Source organism: Halotia branconii CENA392 (genome assembly GCF_029953635.1).
GTDB classification, from domain to species: Bacteria; Cyanobacteriota; Cyanobacteriia; order Cyanobacteriales; family Nostocaceae; genus Halotia; species Halotia branconii.
Window position 1 is genome coordinate 4,943,632 of the sequence record NZ_CP124543.1, and the last position, 19,511, is coordinate 4,963,142.

A 19,511-nucleotide genomic window follows, 5' to 3' on the forward strand; every position below is an offset into this window, starting at 1 on the left:
CCTAGTCTCTGATTTCAAACAAATGTAGTTCAGCAGACCGATAAACGCTATAGACATTGACTTGATTCTATTTATGCTTCTTCTGAGTTTTCGCTTTTATGCCCTGGAGAAGCTTCATAAAGAGCGTCTAAGTGTTCGCGGGCATCATCAACATTGATGGAACGCATCACTAATAGTGGTTCCTTAATTAAGTTGCCCGCATTATCTAACAACTCTGGATGCGGTGCAAACTGTCTTTTAGATGCAAAATAACCAAAGTCACCCTGATTACCCATTTGCGAAGATCTGGCCGGATAAGGTCGCTCTCGATCAAAACTGAACATAATCAAATTGCGAATTAAATTAGCCACAGCTATGACCGCAAGAATAGTAAAAGCAAGAATGTAAAGTAGGTGTAACATCAAATTTTCCTCCAGGAGCAAGCAAATTTTAAAACCTTATACTGTAGCGTTTAGCTTCGCCGACTTTATGACTTGCAGCGAAGCTAAATATTTAATGCACTTTTATATGAAAGAGTTTTCAAAACCTTATTTAGATAACGGTAGCATAGGATACATTATTTATTCATAAAAATAATGTTAAGGATTTTGGACTATCAATGAGATTTATATACCGTCTTGCTTTTGCCAACCAGTTTGCTGAGAACGAAAGCGCATTGCTACATTCCAGCATTCTGTTACCAGTTGATGCCAGGGCATTAAAGTTGACATATCAATCCCGACTTGTCCCTCAGTCGCAGCAAACAGCATCTTTGCGGTGTTTAACTCTTCCTGCGCTTGCTTAACTCGCAATAGCAAGTCAGATTGGTCTTGTTCACTCATAAATGAAAGCCGTTCTGTTTCCAAAAAGTTACGCGATCGCGCAAACCAGTACTGAAAGTCATCTAACAACGGTTCTAAAATCGTTTTCAGCAGATCGGGCCCTGGTAAATTTGAGTCTCGCATAAATGAGAAGCATAATTCTAACTTCCTTACTAATATTAACGTAATTTACAATTCTTAATATTATTTTTTGCTCTCTCTGAAGAGATATTTTCTCAAAAATCTGTAATCCTTGTTACTAAAGTGTTCTTATATACCTGACAAAACTTAAATAAAAAATATACTTTAATTTAGGATTAAACAATACTTTATTGAAAGCGGCGGGAAACTCCATCTCTTCATGGGTGGTTAAATCAGTTATCAGTTAACAGTAATAACTGATTACTTCTTCTCTATGCCCCATGCCCCATGCCCGAAAAATTAATTCAACAGTTAAAATAGAAAGCCTACATAGTTGAATAAGTCTACACAACGCTCTGCCGTATTTGGGTAGATTTTTCCCAAGTTCAACTGATAAATTACTTTTGCAATCACTTCGCCAATGGTTCAGCAACCGATGTCGCCTAATCAAGATCCTCATCAGCCAGAACAACATGAAAAAATGTATTTACCGCGTACCAGCGAATCGGAGAAATTAAAAAAGATTCGTCATACAGCTTCCCATGTGATGGCTATGGCAGTGCAAAAGCTGTTTCCCAAGGCGCAAGTTACGATTGGTCCCTGGATTGAAAATGGATTTTATTATGACTTTGATAATCCAGAACCATTTAGCGATAAGGATCTAAAAGCCATCCAAAAAGAGATGGTTAAGATTATCAATCGCAAACTACCAGTTATTCCAGAACAAGTCAGTCGGGAAGAAGCCCAAAAACGGATTCAGAATATTAAAGAACCTTACAAATTAGAAATCTTAGCAGATATTAAAAAAGAACCAATCACGATTTACCACCTAGGAAACGAGTGGTGGGATTTGTGTGCTGGTCCTCACTTAGAAAATACTAGCGAATTAAACCCCAAGGCAATTGAATTAGAAAGTGTTGCTGGCGCTTATTGGCGTGGAGATGAAACCAAGGCGCAGCTGCAACGCATCTATGCTACTGCTTGGGAAACCCCAGAACAGCTTGCTGAATATAAGCGACGTAAAGAAGAAGCTCTGCGGCGAGACCATCGTAAACTGGGTAAGGAATTGGGATTGTTTGTATTTTCTGACCTAGTAGGACCAGGTTTACCTTTGTGGACACCCAAAGGTACTTTGTTGCGGAGTCTTTTAGAAGATTTCCTCAAGCAAGAACAGCTAAAACGGGGTTATTTACCTGTAGTAACGCCTCACATTGGCAGAGTAGATTTATTTAAAACCTCTGGGCATTGGCAGCAGTATAAAGAAGATATGTTTCCAATGATGGCAGAGGATGAGAAAGCAGTAGCTCATGAACAAGGCTTTGTCCTCAAGCCCATGAATTGCCCTTTCCACATCCAAATATATAAAAGTGAATTACGCTCTTATCGGGAACTACCAATGCGCCTAGCTGAATTTGGTACTGTTTACCGCTACGAACAGTCTGGAGAATTGGGTGGTTTAACGCGAGTGCGTGGTTTTACCGTGGATGATTCTCACTTGTTTGTCACCCCAGAACAATTAGACAACGAATTTATTAACGTTGTGGATTTGATTTTGTCGGTATTCAATAAATTGCAACTGAAAAACTTTAAAGCCAGACTGAGTTTTCGCGATCCCGCTAGCGATAAATATATTGGTTCTGATGAAGCTTGGGAAAAAGCCCAAGGTGCAATTCGGCGGGCAGTGGAACAGCTAGGGATGGAACATTTTGAAGGAATCGGGGAAGCCGCATTTTATGGGCCAAAACTCGACTTTATCTTTAGTGATGCCTTAGAGCGAGAATGGCAACTGGGAACTGTACAAGTAGATTACAACTTGCCAGAACGGTTTGAATTGGAATATGTGGCTGAAGATGGTTCGCGCCAACGTCCAGTAATGATTCACCGTGCGCCCTTTGGTTCTTTAGAACGGCTGATTGGGATTTTGATTGAAGAGTATGCTGGTGATTTCCCTGTTTGGTTGGCACCAGTACAAATTAGATTGCTACCAGTAGGAGAAGCCCAATTAGATTTTACCAAAGATGTAGCTGCAAAAATGCTAGCTGTGGGTATACGTGCCGAAGTTGATACTAGTGGCGATCGCCTGGGTAAATTGATTCGCAATGCCGAAAAACAAAAAATACCAGTCATGGCAGTGGTAGGAGCTAAAGAAGTAGAAACCAACAGCTTGAGCATCCGTACCCGCGCCTCTGGAGAGTTAGGCACAATATCTATAGATGAGGTGGTGGACAAGATGAAGAATGCGATCGCTAACTTCGAGAACTTCTAACAAAAAGTAGGCTGGGCATTGCCCAGCCACAGCAATATATGTAAGTTAAATAAAAACCCAGCTATGAACACTACAAAACAAAAAGTTCAATCTCTTTTGCAGCAGTTACCAGATGATTGCTCAATTGAAGATATTCAATACCATTTATATGTGATTGAGAAAGTTCGTCGTGGTTTGGAAGCAGCTGACACAGAAGGGACAATTACACAAAGTGAAGCTGAAGAACGTTTGAGTAAATGGCTTATCAAGTAGTTTGGTCTTCTAAAGCTTTAGAAGATGTGGAAGCGATCGCTACATACATATCTCGTGACTCGGCTTCTTATACTGCGGCAGTAGTTCAAAAGATACTTGATATAACTCGAAACTTAGGAGAATTTCCTTTTTCTGGTCGTATAGTACCAGAATTGGGTGAACATACCATCAGAGAAAAGTTTGCATACAGTTATCGAATCATCTATCAAGTCCAGGATGACACCATAACTATTACAGCAGTGATTCACGGAAAAAGACTATTAGAACAATTGGACACAGATTGACGCAAGAAGAAATAAGCGCGATGGTCGCTAACTTCGAGAACTTCTAGTTATAAAAGCTAACACCATTAATATAATTAGACTCCCCGCTAATGTTACTACCTTATTGGCGGGATTTTTTCTAACGAAAACCTCAAAATGTCAAAACGGATATAAATTCATCTATGCTTGCCTAGGGAAAAGTTTTATGAAGAAATTGTTACAAAGTTTAGTAGAATGACATCATCCACAAATAAGTATTTCTTCCTATTGACATGATAGCGGATCAATTTCCCTGGCTGACTGCGATTGTTTTGCTGCCACTTGTGGCTTCCTTTTTTATCCCTGTGCTACCTGATAAAGACGGTAAACTTGTGCGCTGGTATGCATTGGGTATAGGTATCGCAGACTTTGCCTTGATGTGCTACGCCTTTTGGAAGCATTACGATGTCAACAACGCTAGTTTTCAACTTGCGGAAAGTTATGCATGGATGCCTCAGTTAAGTTTGAACTGGGCAGTATCGGTCGATGGACTTTCAGTACCGCTGGTACTTCTAGCAGGATTTGTCACTACACTTTCAATTTTTTCGGCTTGGCAAGTTAATCATAGACCTCGCCTATTCTATTTTTTAATGCTGGTGCTGTATTCCGCACAGATAGGGGTATTCGTTGCCAAAGACTTGCTGCTGTTTTTTATTATGTGGGAAGTCGAGCTAATTCCCGTATATCTATTAGTCTGCATTTGGGGTGGGCAAAGGCGGCGTTACGCAGCGACAAAATTCTTACTATACACCGCAGCAGCTTCTATATTTATTTTGGTGGCAGCCATAGCAATGGGGCTATACGGTGGCGGTAATATGACATTTGATATCACAGCCCTCGGCATGAAGGAATATCCCCTTGGGTTACAGCTACTACTTTACTCAGGCTTGCTGATTGCATTTGGTGTCAAACTTGCTGTTTTCCCCATGCATACCTGGCTACCCGATGCTCACGGTGAAGCATCCTCCCCTGTGTCGATGATTTTGGCTGGCGTATTATTAAAAATGGGCGGATATGGACTAATTCGCTTGAATCTTGAACTACTTTCCGATGCACATATTTACTTTGCGCCAGTTCTAGCCATTCTAGGTGTAGTCAATATTATTTACGGTGCATTGAACTCCTTTGCTCAAACCAATATGAAGCGGCGTTTGGCTTATTCGTCGATTTCTCACATGGGTTTTGTACTGCTGGGGATTGCGTCCTTTACTGATTTAGGAATCAACGGTGCGATGTTGCAGATGATTTCGCATGGTTTGATTGCATCAGTGCTGTTCTTCTTGGCAGGTGTTACTTACGATCGCACTCATACTATGATAATGAAAGATATGGGTGGTATTGGTCAAGCGATGCCGAAAGTGTTTGCTCTGTTTACAATTGGAGCAATGGCATCTCTGGCTCTCCCTGGTATGAGTGGTTTTGCTGGTGAACTTTCCGTATTTGTGGGTGTGACAACCAGTGATGTTTACAGTTCGACTTTCTGCACTGTAACGGTTTTTCTCGCCGCAGTCGGAGTTATCCTCACACCTATCTATCTACTTTCCATGCTGCGACAGGTATTTTATGGTCAGGTTGCAGTTCCTGTATGTGACATTAATAATGCTAGCTTAGAAAATCAAGAAGATGAGGGAACAGTTTGTTTTGGTACAGACTGCCTTGTACCAGATGAAGCAGTCTACGACGATGCCAGACCACGCGAAGTATTTATTGCTGCCTGTTTTTTAGTTGTAATTATTGGTATTGGTTTCTATCCCAAAATGACTATGCAGATGTATGACGTGAAAACTGTAGCAGTGAATACTCATGTCCGCCAATCTTACGCCATAGTTTCACAAACCAATCCTCGGATATATGCCAATAAATTTTCAGTTCCTCAAATCTCAGAGACTGAGATAACACCAGTTTTGGGAACTTTGAAGTAAGCTTATTGAAATCTATTTCTGTGGAAAAGAGCGATCGCTTCTAGTGTTGAGGCGATCGCTTTTGCAATAGTGGCAATTTGAGTCAGTCTTTGATTAATCTGTGCCAACGTTTTCTTACTTAAAGTATTCGCCCAACGGATCAGTGTGCTTTTATAAAGCTAAACAACCATCTGCCACACCTCTACCACTGCAAAGTCGTTTAGAAGCTACATACAAGAAAGCGAAAAAGTCAAAGGTTTGGGAAAATCTCCAGAAGCAGAAGAAACTAGAATCTTTGTTGAAAGAGTTAGACGCTTTGATGGCTGACGAAGGATGAATGCAAGATAATGTAAGACAAAGACTAGCTAGGAAGAGGAAACATGGCTGCCATAACAATTAATATTACAGAGCAGCAACTGCAAAAATTGCAGTCATTAGCGCAAGAGTTGGGTATCTCTACTGAAGAATTGTTATCTGCGAGTCTAGAAGATTTGTTAGATTACCCAAAAAGTGAGTTTAACCAAGCTGCTAGTTATGTACTGCGAAAAAATGCTGAACTTTACCAACGATTAGCGTGATTCGCTACTTAGTACTTTTTGAAGTTGTCGAACTTCATCGTCAGGTTATCGAGCAGTCTGGTGGCGCATTGGGTATACGAGACTTGGGTGCTTTAGAATCTGCACTCGCTCAACCTCGTATGACTTTTGGCGGGGAGGATTTGTACCCGACACTTGTTGATAAGGCTGCGGCCATCGGTTTTTCGCTGATCATGAATCATCCATTTATTGATGGCAACAAGCGGATTGGCCATGCAGCAATGGAGGTTTTTCTGGTCATGAATGGTTGGAAAATTGATGCTGATGTCGATGAGCAGGAGGCTATCATACTATCTCTGGCATCGGGTAAACTAGCGCGTGAGGCATTTAGACAATGGTTAAAAACTCATGTTAAAGTTATCTAATGCCTTGGTTTGGAGTTTAATCCAAAATACTCTTTGCAGTAGGTATGCCTTTTAGAAAGTATTTTTCTCTGGTTCTTTTTTCTAATTAATAAAGGTTGCTAAAAAACTAGTCAGATATTTATAGCTAATTTTAGCCAATTCTGTGTTTTATTTCATTACAAATAACAGTTTGTTACTCAAATTATACCGCAAGAAATGATCAACAAGATTTCGTGGTGATTAAGTCAAAGTTTGCTCAAACTAGGCTATAGCAAATCCTGTGTAGGGTCGAACATCTGGCTCATGAAATCCTAGAACAATATCTTCTTTAGGAATACCAGCTTGGACTAATTCATTGGCAATTCCGTCTTCTGTTCCGTCTCGTTGCACCCAAACTTTACCATTAGTAATACTGAGGTGAATGAGACAACTATGAATGCGTCCTTCCTTACTCCAACCAACAGAAACGATTAAATATTGGTCTGTTTCGGGGTCAAAAGCAGCCTGATTTTCAATATTTGCATTTGCATAAGAAATATTGAGATACTGTTTGAGAACATCCCGAATAATTTGACGATATTCTTCTAATTTATCCATTTCAAAATTACCTCATATTTTGGTTCAAAGATAATTAATTTCATCAGTTTTTTGTCTAATAAAATCTGTCCAATTACTTCTTCAAACAAATCAGCATAAACATTTTCACGGATCGCCAGATATAATTCTCTATCTGGCTGTATTAATTCTAAAGAATTTTGATAAATAATATATTGCCCAACAGCGTTTTTCAAATCTTAAATTTCAGAAGCACCAACAAAACTTTTGATTTCTACAGCAATTTTACGCCCTTGTTTTTCCGCAGCCAAAATTTTTTCTGCACCTAAATCGATAAACAAATCTTTTCTACCAACCTTTAGTGTCAGTGGATCGTGAGTAATTATCCATTGGTCTTTGACTAAGGCATTTCTCACATTATCGTGATAGATATCTTTTGCTGGCACTCTAGATTCTCGGATAGCAAATGATTACACTATTTAGTATATCCCTAATTTTTATTCGGGATTAACAGGAGAATATTCTCCAAATTACTAACGCAAAGGTGTAGAATTTCGACTTTTCAACCATTTATATGGGATGCTGGTTGATTAGTTAGTGAATATTTGCAGATGTCTGGTGTTTCTAGTGTCACTGTTACCGTTCCTGCCACAACTGCTAATTTGGGGCCTGGTTTTGACTGCATCGGCGCAGCTTTAACGTTGTACAACGAGTTTAAGTTTACTCGCCTAGAAGAAGGTACGTTAACTATTCGTGTCACAGGCGCAGAAGCTGAACGGGTACAAACTGATGAGAGTAATCTTCTCTATCAAGCATTTTTGAAGTTATATCAATATATAGAGCAAACGCCGCCATCTGTGAAAATGGAGATAGATTTGGGTGTACCACTGGCGAGGGGTTTGGGTAGTTCGGCCACGGCTATTGTTGGTGGGTTGATTGGTGCGAATAAATTGGCGGGTACACCTCTGTCTCAATTACAAGTGATGGAATTAGCGATCGCAATGGAAGGACATCCTGATAATGTTGTTCCAGCTTTGTTGGGGGGATGTCGTCTGGCTGCTACCAGTGATGCAAGTTGGGAAATTTGTGAGGTTCCTTGGCATCAAGATGTTATACCAGTTGTAGCTATTCCTGATTTTGAACTTTCCACCAAAGAAGCGCGGAGCGTTTTACCAACCCAAGTCAGTCGTGCAGATGCGATTTTTAATACGGCACATCTGGGTTTATTATTGCGTGGTTTGGAAACTGGTAAGGGAGAATGGTTAAAAGCCGCTTTGCAAGATAAGTTACATCAGCCTTATCGTCAAGCTTTGATTTCTGGTTACGATGTTGTGAATGCAGCTGCAACAGCAGCTGGTGCTTACGGCATGGTGATTAGTGGTGCAGGGCCGACACTGTTAGCTTTAGCAGATCCAACACAGTCAAAGGCTGTAGAAATGGCAATGTTAACTGCTTGGCAACAAGCAGGAATTACAGCTGTTGTGCGATCGCTTTGTGTTGATACCCAAGGTGCAAACAGTTTTTACGAAGGATAAACAGGAATTATGCAGCAAATTCAGGCAGAAATAGCAGCACTTAACTCTCAGATTCAAGTTCTCCAACAAGAACGTGCTGCTCTTAATATTAATAATGCGATATCTGGTGGAAATGATTCCCTCGTAGCCACAGTTGAGGCTTACCGCCGCCAAGCCAGAGAAAATCCCCAATTATCAGCTGAACTTAAGGGTATAGATGATGCGATCGCGGCTTTGGAAGTACAGCTACATCACAAGCAAACTGAATTAACCTGTTGTCAAATCGAATCAAAACAACTTACCCCACAACAGCAGTTAGACGAAGCCAAAAGAGTAGCTCAGGTTCATGCTCAACGTATTAACCAACTTGCAGGAGAACTAGCAACAGAAATCCGCTTTCTCAAGGCTTGTGCCGATCAGCTAAGCCCAATGTATTGGCAAGTGTATTACAAGCCCTTCATCACTGGCTTCAAAACAATATCAGTTCCTTATGTGCGTTCAGATGGGGAAGTATGGTCAATTATTAACCGGATCGTTTAATGGTTTAGCCTTTTCAAGGTTACTCGTAAAATCTGTTTTTTCTCAGCGCTCTCTGTGCCTGCGTGGTGTAAAAATAACTTATCTAACCGCAGAGGCGCAGAGAACTCAGAGGCAAAAGATAGAAAGGGGATTTTTTAACCAAAATTCCTACCTATCCTGAAAAAGCTAGCTTGGAACAATAACACAAACTTGAGACATAAATATTAAATTTTGTAACGGTGGTTTGAGCCACCGTTTTTTGTTGACGTTGCAAAAGTTTACATTTACAATGGGAAGCGCCAAAATCTATAAGTATTTATTCTTATTAAACCTCGAAATTGATATTTTTATAAGTATGTATTTCTGTCAAAACCGAAATTTTAATCTTAGTAGAGATAAATAACGTTTACAAAAGTATTGATTCCTTAATATAATGTAATCAAAAGAAAAACAGCAAAACGATTGTCAGAAGTGATGAATCTTACTCAATTTCCTTGGCTAACAGCCATAATCCTTTTGCCCTTGGTGGCTGCCTTAGCTATCCCCTTAATCCCAGATAAGGAAGGCAAAACTGTCCGCTGGTATGGTCTGGGAGTTGCTTTTACAGATTTTGCATTAATGATTTATGCCTTCTGGCACAGCTACAACTTCCAAAGTTCAACATTCCAACTTGTAGAAAACTATTCTTGGATACCGCAGTTGGGTTTGAATTGGTCTGTAGCAGTTGACGGTCTGTCGATGCCCTTAGTTCTTCTGGCAGGCTTAATTAATACCCTCGCAATCTTCGCGGCTTGGAAAGTTACCAACAAGCCGCGATTATTTTATGGACTAATGCTGGCAATGTACAGCGCCCAGCTTGGTGTGTTTGTTGCCCAAGATTTGTTGCTGTTCTTTTTGATGTGGGAAATCGAGTTAGTCCCTGTATACTTGCTGATATCAATTTGGGGTGGTCCAAAGCGCGGTTATGCCGCTACTAAATTTATTATTTACACTGCTGCTGCCTCCATTTTTATCTTGATTGCAGGTTTTGCAATGGCATTCTCTGGAGATAATGTCACTTTCGACATGGCAACTCTGGGAATGAAAGAATATCCCAAAGCTTTTGAACTGTTAGTTTATGCAGGTTTTTTAATTGCCTTTGGTGTAAAACTGCCGATTTTTCCTCTCCACACTTGGCTACCCGATGCCCACGGTGAAGCATCAGCACCTGGTTCGATGATTTTGGCTGGTGTGTTGTTGAAGATGGGTGGATATGCTCTCATCCGTTTCAACGTGGAAATGTTGCCCGATGCTCATGTTACCTTCGCTCCTGTGCTAGCGATTTTGGGTGTAGTGAACATTGTCTACGGTGCTTGTTGTGCCTTTGCTCAAACAAACCTCAAACGACGCTTGGCTTACTCTTCAATTGCCCACATGGGGTTTGTGTTAATTGGTATTGCTTCTTATACAGAACTTGGTATTAGTGGTGCTGTTCTACAAATGGTTTCTCACGGCTTGATTGCCGCTAGCTTATTTTTCTTATCCGGCGTGACTTACGAACGCACTCACACTTTGATGATGGACAAAATGGGCGGTATGGCGAAGGTAATGCCCAAAACCTTTGCTCTATTTACCGTCGGTTCAATGGCTTCTCTAGCTTTACCAGGAATGAGTGGCTTTGTGGGTGAGTTGATGGTGTTCCTCGGTATTGCTACCAGTGATGTTTACAGTTCCAGTTTTAAAGTTGTAGTCGTGCTACTATCAGCAGTTGGCGTGATTCTGACTCCGATTTATCTACTGTCAATGTTGCGCCAAGTATTTTACGGCAACCCCAGTCAAGAGTTACATCTGGATGCTGTAATAGCTGATGTTAAACCCCGCGAATTGTTTATCACAGCTTGTCTGCTGCTACCAATCATCGGTATCGGCTTTTATCCTAAATTGGCAACGCAGACTTATGATGTGAAGACAATAGAATTAGCAGCCCATGCTCGCCAAGTTCTACCAGTCGTTGCTCATCAGCAACCATCAAGTTTGTACTCGCGTCTTGTGACAGCGCCAACACTGGCTTCTTCTCAAGTTGAAAGTTTAGTTAATATTTCAAAGTAAAAATACTACCCAATTAGGGTGCTGCAATTAAATTCTAAAATGAGGGGAATAAAGGGATGGTTACAAAACCATCCCTTAAATTTTGCTAAAAGTTAAGATATCTTTTCAGAAAAAATTGCAGTAGAGATACACAGGACTTACATAAAATATCTCTCAAACTTTTATTCTTCTGTATTCTCTATGCCTCTGTGGTTAGGTTTTCCATGACTTATGCTTAAGTCCTAATATAAATTTACAGTTTGAAAAATTACAAAATATATTTATAACTTATAATTTCTTCTATAGTTGATTATTGAGCAAATATAGTTAGATACTTTGACTTTAAATACTACTGTACTTACGAATTGAGTAAAATATCAAACTTTTCACATTAACGCAATATCATCGCAACAAAACTGTCATAAGCACTGTCTACATTAGTAATATATTTAAATATCTTTCCAGAGAGCAATGAAAAACCAAGTACGCGACGCAAATCAACCTTTAATTAATTCTAAATATTATAACAATACACCCTGGAAAAAAGCAGCAGCCTCTTTATCACTGGTGCTACTGGGGTCGGGTATGACATTAGCGGGCGGTTATTTAGCTGGAAATAATCAGCAGTTGTCTGAAAATGCTTCTAAACTGGGAGTTAGTAGGGTAAATGCTGCTCCTCCTTTACCATCTGCTACAGATCCTAATTTTGTGATCAAAGTAGTACAACAAGTAGGTCCTGCTGTGGTGCGGATTGATTCTTCTCGAACAGTTCAATCCAGGATACCAGCAGAATTTAATGATCCATTTTTCCAGCGCTTTTTTGGTTCTCAACTACCACAACAAAGACAGCGGGTAGAAAAAGGCACTGGTTCAGGTTTTATTATTAGTGGTAATGGAGAAATTCTCACCAACGCTCACGTTGTCGATGGTGCTGATACGGTAACAGTAACACTCAAGGATGGGCGTAGCTTCCAAGGTAAGGTGTTGGGTAAAGATGAATTAACAGATGTCGCTGTTGTCAAGATTCAAGCTGATAATCTGCCATCAGTAACATTGGGTAATTCAGACCAACTGCAACCAGGAGAATGGGCGATCGCGATCGGTAATCCTTTAGGATTAGATAATAGTGTAACTACAGGAATCATTAGCGCAACTGGACGTACCAGCAATCAAATTGGCGCTCCTGATAAGAGAGTGGAATTTATTCAAACTGATGCAGCAATTAATCCTGGTAACTCTGGCGGGCCTTTGTTAAATGCCCGTGGTGAAGTAATTGGGATGAATACGGCTATTATTCAAGGCGCACAAGGATTAGGTTTTTCTATCCCCATTAACACAGCCCAACGTATTTCTAAACAATTAATATCTACAGGGAAAGTGCAACATCCCTATTTGGGTATTCAGATGCTGGGACTAACACCTCAAATCAAGCAGAATCTCAACTCAGACCCCAATAGCGGTATAACCATCAATGAAGATAAAGGTGTATTGGTTGTAAAAGTTATGCCTAATTCACCTGCTGCAAAAGCAGGAGTACGTGCAGGTGATGTTATTAAATCGCTAAATGGTCAATCTGTAACAGATGCTGGCAGTGTACAAAGAGCAGTAGAAAATAGCCAAGTTGGAGGGAATTTGCGTTTAGAGTTACGACGCAATGGGCAAACTATCAGCTTAGCTGTACAACCTGGTGCTTTCCCTACTCAACAAGCGCAACTATAGCTGTTACTGAGAATGGTGCGTTACCTTGGTTAACGCACTCTACTAGATTGACACAGCTAAAATAGTGCAATGGATATGCCAAAAAGAGGACTCGAAAGTGAAAAGAGGTGGCCCAGATAAAGTCCCTTGTCACGGAAATCTCCTGTCAAAAGAAGCAGGGAAGCAGGGAACACAAGGGGCAGAGACTGGGACGGAGCTAGTACTTCCTCCCACTCAAGCGCCCTGAGCGAAGCAGGGCGTAGCCCGTCAATTCATCCCACATTTATACAACGTCCGAATTTTTTCAATAGTTTCAATCGTCAATTCATCTTTTCATTCAGCAACGCTAAATAAGCCAACAGACGTTGTCTTCCATTAAAGCGTAATTCTCATACTTAAATCCAACCATTTCGACTGAGTAATCGGCGCACTACTCGAAATATAGTCAACACCTGTCTCTGCCACAGCGCTAATACTTTCTAAAGTTACATTCCCGGAAGCCTCAATTTTCATGCGTCTATCGTGCTGACGAATTAACTGCACTGCTTCACGCATCATCTCCAAAGGCATATTGTCCAACATAATAATGTCAGCTTTGTATTGTAGAGCTTCTTCCACCTGCTTTATACTTTCAGTTTCTACCTCTATCGTCAAAGGATAAGGTATTTGGGAACGAATACAAGTAATAGCTTTTGCAATTCCTCCAGCCGCCGCAATATGATTATCCTTAATCATCACTGCATCATCCAAACCCATACGGTGATTAATCGCTCCACCCACCGCAGTCGCGTACTTTTCTAAAAGTCTCAATCCTGGTGTAGTTTTGCGCGTATCCACCAACTGAGCAGATAAATTGGCAATTTGCTCTACATACATACGAGTGAGTGTAGCAATTCCACTCAAACGCATAACTAAGTTGAGCGCTACCCGTTCCCCCATCAACAGCGCATCTAGGGAACCATGAATTTCTGCTACTACCTGTCCTGATTCACACCATGTACCTTCATCTATAGTCGTTACAAAGCTCACTTTTTCATTTAAAAGCTGAAATACTCTAGCTGCAACTGGTAAACCAGTAATTATGCCACTGGCTTTAGCAACCCATTTAGCTGTTCCTGGCGTAATATCTTTTATTAATAGAGTATTCGTAGTGCGATCGCCCCGACCAATATCCTCCAATAACCAATTACGCAACATTGGATCTAACACCAGCCAGGGAGGCAAAACACTAGACTTGCTCACAAATTTATTGCTTCCTTTGCAACTTCCAAGAATACTATAGCTTGAAGCCCCTGTTTTATATAGGTTTGAAGGTGGGCAAAAAATCTTTTTTCAAATTACTCACAAAAAGGAGTTGACAAAGGTGTGTGGGGTAGATATATTAGATAAGTGCCTAGAGGAGAGCGCCGCAAAGCGCGGTCCGAAAGGCAACCGAACCTTGAAAATATTATAGTTTGAAAGCGATTATACAGCAAGTGGTCAGCGTCAAGTAAATTGAAACACTAGGCTGGAGTGTATAAACAACAGTCTTTCATATATTATATGTGAGCTAAAAAGCAAACACTTCCATCAAAACGGAGAGTTTGATCCTGGCTCAGGATGAACGCTGGCGGTATGCTTAACACATGCAAGTCGAACGGGCTTTTCGGAGCTAGTGGCGGACGGGTGAGTAACGCGTGAGAATCTGGCTTTGGGTCGGGGACAACCACTGGAAACGGTGGCTAATACCGGATATGCCGCAAGGTAAAAGGCTTGCCGCCTGAAGATGAGCTCGCGTCTGATTAGCTAGTAGGTGTGGTAAGAGCGCACCTAGGCGACGATCAGTAGCTGGTCTGAGAGGATGATCAGCCACACTGGGACTGAGACACGGCCCAGACTCCTACGGGAGGCAGCAGTGGGGAATTTTCCGCAATGGGCGAAAGCCTGACGGAGCAATACCGCGTGAGGGAGGAAGGCTCTTGGGTTGTAAACCTCTTTTCTCAGGGAAGAAGTTCTGACGGTACCTGAGGAATAAGCATCGGCTAACTCCGTGCCAGCAGCCGCGGTAATACGGAGGATGCAAGCGTTATCCGGAATGATTGGGCGTAAAGCGTCCGCAGGTGGCCTTGTAAGTCTGCTGTTAAAGAGTGAGGCTCAACCTCATACAAGCAGTGGAAACTACACGGCTAGAGTGCGTTCGGGGTAGAGGGAATTCCTGGTGTAGCGGTGAAATGCGTAGATATCAGGAAGAACACCGGTGGCGAAAGCGCTCTGCTAGGCCGCAACTGACACTGAGGGACGAAAGCTAGGGGAGCGAATGGGATTAGATACCCCAGTAGTCCTAGCCGTAAACGATGGATACTAGGCGTGGCTTGTATCGACCCGAGCCGTGCCGTAGCTAACGCGTTAAGTATCCCGCCTGGGGAGTACGCAGGCAACTGTGAAACTCAAAGGAATTGACGGGGGCCCGCACAAGCGGTGGAGTATGTGGTTTAATTCGATGCAACGCGAAGAACCTTACCAAGACTTGACATGTCGCGAACTTTCCTGAAAGGGAGAGGTGCCTTCGGGAGCGCGAACACAGGTGGTGCATGGCTGTCGTCAGCTCGTGTCGTGAGATGTTGGGTTAAGTCCCGCAACGAGCGCAACCCTCGTTTTTAGTTGCCAGCACTTCGGGTGGGCACTCTAGAGAGACTGCCGGTGACAAACCGGAGGAAGGTGGGGATGACGTCAAGTCAGCATGCCCCTTACGTCTTGGGCTACACACGTACTACAATGCTACGGACAAAGGGCAGCTACACAGCAATGTGATGCAAATCCAAAAAACCGTAGCTCAGTTCAGATCGCAGGCTGCAACTCGCCTGCGTGAAGGAGGAATCGCTAGTAATTGCAGGTCAGCATACTGCAGTGAATTCGTTCCCGGGCCTTGTACACACCGCCCGTCACACCATGGAAGCTGGTAGTGCCCGAAGTCATTACTCCAACCATTCGTGGGGGAGGATGCCTAAGGCAGGACTGGTGACTGGGGTGAAGTCGTAACAAGGTAGCCGTACCGGAAGGTGTGGCTGGATCACCTCCTTTTAAGGGAGACCTACACCCCTCAAATCTTGAAAGCAAAATGCAAATAAAGATTGAGTTGGTCAAACCGAGGTCGGTCGCTTCTACTTGAATTATTGAGTGCTTTCAAACTATGATGAAGGTTCGGATTGGGGCTATTAGCTCAGGTGGTTAGAGCGCACCCCTGATAAGGGTGAGGTCCCTGGTTCGAGTCCAGGATGGCCCACCTGAATCAATTAAAAATGTCAAATGCAAAATTAAAAATTGAATTATATTCATTTTTAATTTTTAATTATCAATTTTTAATTGTATCTGGGGGTTTAGCTCAGTTGGTAGAGCGCCTGCTTTGCAAGCAGGATGTCAGCGGTTCGAGTCCGCTAATCTCCACCTGTAAATTTGACGAGAAATCAGCAACATGGCATGTAGGTATATAATGTCAGACTGCTGAGAGATTCTCAGCCAGAACCTTGAAAACTGCATAGTAACGCGAAATTAGCAGGCAGACACAGACATTTATTTTTTGATGAGATGAATTGTGTTTGCATTTTGTACACCAACGTAAAAATCTAATTACGAATTACGAATTAGAAATTACGAATTAGAAAGTGGTCAAGCTAATAAGGGCTAACGGTGGATACCTAGGCACACAGAGGCGACGAAGGACGTGGTTACCGACGATATGCTCCGGGGAGTTGGAAGCAGACATTGAGCCGGAGATTTCCGAATGGGGCAACCTTTTATACTAGCTGCTGAATATATAGGCAGCAAAGAGCCAACCCAGCGAACTGAAACATCTTAGTAGCTGGAGGAAAAAAAATCAATCTAGAGATTCCCTAAGTAGTGGTGAGCGAACGGGGAAAAGCCTAAACCAGTTGGTTTACTGACTGGGGTAGTGGGACAGCAAATTGCGAATCTGGCGGTTAAACGAAACAGCTAAATACTGTACCACAGAAGGTGAAAGTCCTGTAGTTGAAAACTTAAAGATAGTAGCTGAATCCCGAGTAGCATGGGGCACGAGGAATCCCATGTGAATCAGCGAGGACCACCTCGTAAGGCTAAATACTACTGTGTGACCGATAGTGAACCAGTACCGCGAGGGAAAGGTGAAAAGAACCCCGCAAGGGGAGTGAAATAGAACATGAAACCGTTAGCTTACAAGCAGTGGGAGTCCGATTCAACGGATGACCGCGTGCCTGTTGAAGAATGAGCCGGCGACTTATAGGCACTGGTAGGTTAAGGCGAAAATGCCGGAGCCAAAGGGAAACCGAGTCTGAAAAGGGCGATAATCAGTGTTTATAGACCCGAACCCTGGTGATCTAACCATGGCCAGGATGAAGCTTGGGTAACACCAAGTGGAGGTCCGAACCGACCGATGTTGAAAAATCGGCGGATGAGCTGTGGTTAGGGGTGAAATGCCAATCGAACCAGGAGCTAGCTGGTTCTCCCCGAAATGTGTTGAGGCGCAGCGGTAATGATTATATCTGGGGGGTAAAGCACTGTTTCGGTGCGGGCTGTGAGAACGGTACCAAATCGAGACAAACTCTGAATACCCAGAGAACACATTGCCAGACAGACAGTGGGGGATAAGCTTCATTGTCAAGAGGGAAACAGCCCAGACCACCAGCTAAGGTCCCCAAATCATCGCTAAGTGATAAAGGAGGTGAGAGTGCAAAGACAACTAGGAGGTTTGCCTAGAAGCAGCCACCCTTGAAAGAGTGCGTAATAGCTCACTAGTCAAGCGCTCTTGCGCCGAAAATGAACGGGGCTAAGCGATGTACCGAAGCTGTGGGATTAATCGTAACGATTAATCGGTAGGGGAGCGTTCCGTGTTAGGAAGAAGCAGTAGCGGCAAGCAGCTGTGGACGAAACGGAAGTGAGAATGTCGGCTTGAGTAGCGCAAACTAGGGTGAGAATCCCTAGCCCCGAAACCCTAAGGGTTCCTCCGCCAGGTTCGTCCTCGGAGGGTTAGTCGGGTCCTAAGGCGAGGTCGAAAGGCGTAGTCGATGGACACAGGGTCAACAATCCCTGACTATTATGTGGGAGCATTGATTGGGACGCATGAAAGATAGCCATACCCTGATTGGTTTGGGAGGAGTTTACGAACTCCGGATGGTGAAGGATAGTGCCAAGAAAAGCAATGAATGTGATGAAAGCATGATACCCGTACCCGAAACCGACACAGGTAGGGAGGTTGAGAATACCAAGGGGCGCGAGATAACTCTCTCTAAGGAACTCGGCAAAATGGCCCCGTAACTTCGGAAGAAGGGGTGCCCACTCATGGTGGGTCGCAGTGAAGAGATCCAGGCGACTGTTTACCAAAAACACAGGTCTCCGCAAACTCGCAAGAGGACGTATGGGGGCTGACGCCTGCCCAGTGCCGGAAGGTTAAGGAAGTTGGTCAGGGTGAAAGCTTGAAGCTGACGACTGAAGCCCCGGTGAACGGCGGCCGTAACTATAACGGTCCTAAGGTAGCGAAATTCCTTGTCGGGTAAGTTCCGACCCGCACGAAAGGCGTAACGATCTGGATGGTGTCTCAGAGAGAGACTCGGCGAAATAGGAATGTCTGTGAAGATACGGACTGCCTGCACCTGGACAGAAAGACCCTATGAAGCTTTACTGTAGCCTGGAATTGTGTTCGGGCTTCGCTTGCGCAGGATAGGTGGGAGGCGTTGAGATATTCCTTGTGGGGGATATGGAGCCAATGGTGAGATACCACTCTGGCGAAGCTAGAATTCTAACCTAGCACCCTGACCGGGTGTGGGAACAGTTTCAGGTGGGCAGTTTGACTGGGGCGGTCGCCTCCTAAAAGGTAACGGAGGCGCGCAAAGGTTCTCTCAGCACGCTTGGAAACCGTGCGGCGAGTGTAAAGGCAATAAGAGAGCTTGACTGCAAGAGTGACATCTCGAGCAGGTACGAAAGTAGGCCTTAGTGATCCGACGGTACAGAGTGGAATGGCCGTCGCTCAACGGATAAAAGTTACTCTAGGGATAACAGGCTGATCTCCCCCAAGAGTCCACATCGACGGGGAGGTTTGGCACCTCGATGTCGGCTCATCGCAACCTGGGGCGGAAGTACGTCCCAAGGGTTGGGCTGTTCGCCCATTAAAGCGGTACGTGAGCTGGGTTCAGAACGTCGTGAGACAGTTCGGTCCATATCCGGTGCAGGCGTAAGAGCATTGAGAGGAGCCTTCCTTAGTACGAGAGGACCGGGAAGGACGCACCGCTGGTGTACCAGTTATCGTACCAACGGTAGACGCTGGGTAGCCAAGTGCGGAGCGGATAACCGCTGAAAGCATCTAAGTGGGAAGCCCACCTCAAGATGAGTGCTCTCACTACTAATAGTAGGTAAGGTCACGGGCAGAACACCCGTTGATAGGCGGTAGGTGGAAGTGCAGTAATGTATGCAGCCGAGCCGTGCTAATAGACCGAGGGCTTGACCTCTCAAACATTTGGTTACTAATTCATTCGCGTTACTTGCAGTCTTCAGGGTTTTGTGAAGTATTAGAAATGTAAAATTTCAA

The 19,511-nt window shown here is 43.2% G+C and carries 15 protein-coding genes, 2 tRNA genes, 2 rRNA genes and 1 pseudogene; 15 read left to right on the top strand and 5 right to left on the bottom strand.

Going from position 1 to position 19,511, the window contains the following annotated elements; translation table 11 throughout:
• Nucleotides 1-71: 71 nt before the first annotated feature.
• Both QI031_RS21660 and QI031_RS21665 read right to left on the bottom strand, forming a co-directional pair.
• On the bottom strand, nt 72-401 hold the full coding sequence (locus QI031_RS21660) for a DUF2973 domain-containing protein (protein WP_281481696.1): 330 nt from the start codon (nt 399-401) through the stop codon (nt 72-74).
• Between the two features lie 204 nt (nt 402-605).
• Nucleotides 606-944 carry a DUF2605 domain-containing protein gene (locus tag QI031_RS21665; protein ID WP_281481697.1) on the bottom strand — a complete coding sequence of 113 codons (339 nt, stop codon included), beginning with the start codon at nt 942-944 and terminating at the stop codon, nt 606-608.
• A gap of 418 nt (nt 945-1,362) precedes the next feature.
• On the opposite strand from QI031_RS21665, the gene thrS reads away from it, so the two are divergent.
• The 7 genes from thrS to QI031_RS21700 all read left to right on the top strand — a co-directional run bounded on the left by thrS (nt 1,363) and on the right by QI031_RS21700 (nt 6,623).
• The gene (thrS, locus tag QI031_RS21670; RefSeq protein ID WP_281481698.1) at nt 1,363-3,207 is read left to right on the top strand and encodes a threonine--tRNA ligase; all 1,845 of its coding nucleotides are present in this window, start codon (nt 1,363-1,365) and stop codon (nt 3,205-3,207) included.
• Between the two features lie 63 nt (nt 3,208-3,270).
• Nucleotides 3,271-3,459: a hypothetical protein gene (locus tag QI031_RS21675; protein WP_281481699.1), complete on the top strand. Its 189-nt coding sequence runs from the start codon at nt 3,271-3,273 to the stop codon at nt 3,457-3,459.
• Nucleotides 3,444-3,743, top strand: coding sequence for a type II toxin-antitoxin system RelE/ParE family toxin (locus tag QI031_RS21680; protein ID WP_281481700.1), 300 nt, complete (start codon nt 3,444-3,446; stop codon nt 3,741-3,743). The genes QI031_RS21675 and QI031_RS21680 overlap by 16 nt, the downstream gene beginning before the upstream one ends.
• A gap of 251 nt (nt 3,744-3,994) precedes the next feature.
• Nucleotides 3,995-5,683 carry an NAD(P)H-quinone oxidoreductase subunit 4 gene (locus QI031_RS21685; RefSeq protein WP_281481701.1) on the top strand — a complete coding sequence of 563 codons (1,689 nt, stop codon included), beginning with the start codon at nt 3,995-3,997 and terminating at the stop codon, nt 5,681-5,683.
• Between the two features lie 142 nt (nt 5,684-5,825).
• Entirely contained in the window at nt 5,826-5,999 is a 174-nt protein-coding gene (locus QI031_RS21690; RefSeq protein ID WP_281481702.1) for a hypothetical protein, read from the top strand.
• Between the two features lie 43 nt (nt 6,000-6,042).
• Nucleotides 6,043-6,240 carry a DNA-binding protein gene (locus QI031_RS21695; RefSeq protein ID WP_281481703.1) on the top strand — a complete coding sequence of 66 codons (198 nt, stop codon included), beginning with the start codon at nt 6,043-6,045 and terminating at the stop codon, nt 6,238-6,240.
• Complete coding sequence (locus QI031_RS21700) at nt 6,237-6,623, top strand: type II toxin-antitoxin system death-on-curing family toxin (RefSeq protein ID WP_281481704.1); 387 nt, start codon at nt 6,237-6,239, stop codon at nt 6,621-6,623. The genes QI031_RS21695 and QI031_RS21700 overlap by 4 nt, the downstream gene beginning before the upstream one ends.
• Before the next feature lie 240 nt (nt 6,624-6,863).
• Here QI031_RS21700 and QI031_RS21705 read toward each other — a convergent pair whose 3' ends face one another.
• Together QI031_RS21705 and QI031_RS21710 are read right to left on the bottom strand one after the other, a co-directional pair.
• Nucleotides 6,864-7,199 (bottom strand): XisI protein, encoded by a 336-nt coding sequence (locus tag QI031_RS21705; protein WP_281481705.1) that lies wholly within the window; start codon nt 7,197-7,199, stop codon nt 6,864-6,866.
• A pseudogene (locus QI031_RS21710) lies at nt 7,187-7,603 on the bottom strand (XisH family protein). Before QI031_RS21710 ends, QI031_RS21705 begins: the two are co-directional and overlap by 13 nt.
• Before the next feature lie 165 nt (nt 7,604-7,768).
• Between QI031_RS21710 and thrB the strand changes: the two are divergent.
• The 4 genes from thrB (at nt 7,769) to QI031_RS21730 (ending at nt 12,976) form a co-directional block, all read left to right on the top strand.
• Complete coding sequence (gene thrB, locus QI031_RS21715; protein WP_281481706.1) at nt 7,769-8,692, top strand: homoserine kinase; 924 nt, start codon at nt 7,769-7,771, stop codon at nt 8,690-8,692.
• Between the two features lie 9 nt (nt 8,693-8,701).
• A complete protein-coding gene (locus QI031_RS21720) occupies nt 8,702-9,211 on the top strand; it encodes a hypothetical protein (protein ID WP_281481707.1) in 510 nt (169 codons plus the stop codon).
• 453 nt (nt 9,212-9,664) lie between these two features.
• On the top strand, nt 9,665-11,278 hold the full coding sequence (locus tag QI031_RS21725; protein WP_281481708.1) for an NAD(P)H-quinone oxidoreductase subunit 4: 1,614 nt from the start codon (nt 9,665-9,667) through the stop codon (nt 11,276-11,278).
• Between the two features lie 450 nt (nt 11,279-11,728).
• Complete coding sequence (locus tag QI031_RS21730) at nt 11,729-12,976, top strand: HhoA/HhoB/HtrA family serine endopeptidase (protein WP_281481709.1); 1,248 nt, start codon at nt 11,729-11,731, stop codon at nt 12,974-12,976.
• Nucleotides 12,977-13,330: 354 nt separating this feature from the next.
• Here the strand turns inward: QI031_RS21730 and nadC are convergent, their stop codons facing one another.
• A complete protein-coding gene (nadC, locus tag QI031_RS21735; protein ID WP_281481710.1) occupies nt 13,331-14,197 on the bottom strand; it encodes a carboxylating nicotinate-nucleotide diphosphorylase in 867 nt (288 codons plus the stop codon).
• Between the two features lie 329 nt (nt 14,198-14,526).
• Between nadC and QI031_RS21740 the strand changes: the two genes are divergently transcribed.
• From QI031_RS21740 to QI031_RS21755, 4 genes are all read left to right on the top strand, one after another.
• Nucleotides 14,527-16,015: ribosomal RNA gene (locus tag QI031_RS21740) — 16S ribosomal RNA — on the top strand.
• A gap of 128 nt (nt 16,016-16,143) precedes the next feature.
• Nucleotides 16,144-16,217 (top strand) — tRNA-Ile (locus QI031_RS21745).
• Nucleotides 16,218-16,305: 88 nt separating this feature from the next.
• Nucleotides 16,306-16,378 (top strand) — tRNA-Ala (locus tag QI031_RS21750).
• A 220-nt stretch (nt 16,379-16,598) separates the two neighbouring features.
• Nucleotides 16,599-19,431: ribosomal RNA gene (locus QI031_RS21755) — 23S ribosomal RNA — on the top strand.
• The 16S and 23S rRNA genes sit together here with 2 tRNA genes alongside, the layout of an rRNA operon.
• Nucleotides 19,432-19,511: the final 80 nt, after the last annotated feature.